Below are 2414 nucleotides of genomic sequence, written 5' to 3'. Positions count from 1 at the left end.
GGGGTCTCCCTCCACCGGCGGCTCCGCCGGGTTTCCTGCGCGCGGGTGCTGCCCGGGCGCTTCTTGCGGCCCGGGCCGTCCGAAGGGCCGGCCCTCCGCGCGGCCCGGACCCGCTCACCCGGCCTTCGCTTTCCCCGTGCGGACCGCTACCTTTGGGCCCGTGATCGACGAGGAGGCCCCGGACGCGTTCGAGGCGAACCGACGCTACCTGGGCTCGGTCGCCTACCGGCTGCTCGGCACGTTCACCGACGCCGAGGACGTCCTCCAGGAGGCCTGGCTGCGCTGGCGGGCCGCCGACCGCGCCGCCGTCGCCGACCCACGGGCGTTCCTCACCACCGTCGTCACCCGGCTCTGCTACGACCAGCTCGGCTCCGCCCGGGCCCGCCGCGAGTCCTACAGCGGCGAGTGGCTGCCCGAGCCGTCCGTCTCCTACGCGAGCGCCCCCGACTCCCCCGCCGAACTCGCCGAACGCGGCGAGTCCGTCTCGCTCGCGCTGCTCGCCGTCCTGGAACAGCTCACCCCCGCCGAGCGGGCCGCGTTCGTGCTGCACGACGTCTTCGCGGTCGGCTTCGACGAGATCGGCGACTCGCTCCACCGCACCCCCGACGCCGCCCGCCAGCTCGCCTCCCGGGCCCGCCGCCGGGTCCGGGACGGCGGCCGCCGCGCGAGCGCCGACCGGGCCGAACACCGGCGCGCCGTCGAGGCGTTCGCCGCCGCGGCACTCGGCGGCGACCTCCAGGGGCTGATGGCCGTCCTCGACCCGGACGTGGTGTGGACCGCCGACGGCGGCGGCATCGTCCGCGCCGCCGCCCGCCCGGTCCGCGGCGCCGACAAGGTCACCCGCCTGATCGCCGGCTCGGTCGCGAAGTGGTTCACGCCGGAGCTGCGGCTCGCCCTCGCCGAGGTCAACGGCGAACCCGGCATGGTCTGGTACGACTCGACCACCGGAGCCGTCGCCGGCGTGCTGGCGTTCACCGTCGCCGACGGCCTGATCACCGGGACGTACGTCGTGGTCAACCCCGGGAAGCTCACCCACCTCGGCCCCTTCGAGGGGCTGAGCAGCGGGGCGTGACGCAGGTCACTGTCACACCCCGTCCGGCTGCGTCGTCCCCTTGCCGAACCGCGCTGAACGACAGCGCACCTCGCAGGGAGGCGGACGAGATGAGCAGCACCACCACCGAGAAGCGGATCGTCGTCCTGGGCGCCGGCTACGCCGGACTCAGCACCGCCAAGGGCGCCGGCCGGCACCACGCCGTCACCCTCGTCGCGCCCGAGGAGCGGCTCCTCCACCGCGTCCGCCAGCACGAGACGGCGGCCGGCGGCGGGCGGGACTGGCCCGCCATCGCACGGCTCGCGCGCGGCCGGCGCATCGAGCACCGCCGCGCCAGGGCCGTCGGACTCGACCTCGACGGCCACAAGGTCCAGCTCGACGACGGCACCGTCCTCGGCTACGACACCCTCGTCTACGCCCTCGGCAGCCGCACCGCCTGGCACGACGTCCCCGGCGCCGCCGAGCACGCCTACGGCGCCGAACGCGCCGCCGAACTCGACCACCGCCTGCGCGACGCCGGCGAACCCGGCACCCTCGCCGTCGTCGGCGGCGGCGCCACCGGCATCGAGCTCGCCGCCGAGCTCGCCGAGGCCCACCCCCGGTGGCGGGTGCGGATCGTCACCGCCGGCCGGGTCGGCGGCATCTACTCCCCCAAGGGCCGCGCCCACGTCCGCCGCGTCCTCGACCGGCTCGGCGTGGCCGTCCACGAGGACGCCACCGTCACCGAGGTCACCCCCACCGGGCTGCGCACCACCACCGGCCCGGTCGACGCCGACGTCACCGTCTGGGCCGCCTCGATGGAGCCGCACCCGCTGGCCGCCGCGGCGGGACTGGCCGTCGACGACCGCGGCCGGGCCCTGGTCGACGAGTACCTCCGGTCGGTGTCCCACCCGGACGTCCACGTCGTCGGCGACGCCGCCGCGGTGACCGTCCCCGGCACCGGGACCCTGCGGATGGGCTGCGCCACCGCCCTGCCGATGGGCCAGTACGTCGGCAAGCTGCTCGACGGGCGCACGGACGGGCCCTTCGCGTACAAGTACGTCGCGCAGTGCCTGAGCCTCGGGCGGCACGACGGGATGCTCCAACTGGTCCGCGGGGACGACTCGATGCGGCCCACCGTGCTCACCGGGACGGCGGGGCGGCTGGCCAAGGCCGCGATCGTCGCCGGGGTGCTCGGCGCACTGAAGTGACCGTCCCCGGACGGGAGCAGAAGTGACCCTCCCCGGACGGGAAATGACCGTCCCCGGACGCGGGGGGGGGGGGGGGGGGGACCGCCCGCCCGCCCCCGCCCCCCCCGCGCCCCCGGGCGCCCCCCCGGGGGGCGCCCCACCGGCGGACGTCGGCCCGCAGGGGCGTGCTAGGA

General features: G+C 76.8%; 2 protein-coding genes. Both read left to right on the top strand.

Features of this window, described 5'->3' with window-relative positions:
• Nucleotides 1-160 precede the first annotated feature (160 nt).
• On the top strand, nt 161-1072 hold the full coding sequence (gene sigJ / locus ACFVU9_RS45395) for an RNA polymerase sigma factor SigJ (protein ID WP_380500188.1): 912 nt from the start codon (nt 161-163) through the stop codon (nt 1070-1072).
• An 89-nt stretch (nt 1073-1161) separates the two neighbouring features.
• Nucleotides 1162-2241, top strand: coding sequence for an NAD(P)/FAD-dependent oxidoreductase (locus ACFVU9_RS45390; protein ID WP_380500187.1), 1080 nt, complete (start codon nt 1162-1164; stop codon nt 2239-2241).
• The last annotated feature ends 173 nt before the right edge of the window (nt 2242-2414 follow it).

The organism is Kitasatospora sp. NPDC057936 (assembly GCF_042887525.1).
Lineage (GTDB): Bacteria > Actinomycetota > Actinomycetes > Streptomycetales > Streptomycetaceae > Kitasatospora.
Note: the sequence above shows the minus strand (reverse complement) of the source record. Positions and strands in the feature narration are given on the sequence as shown.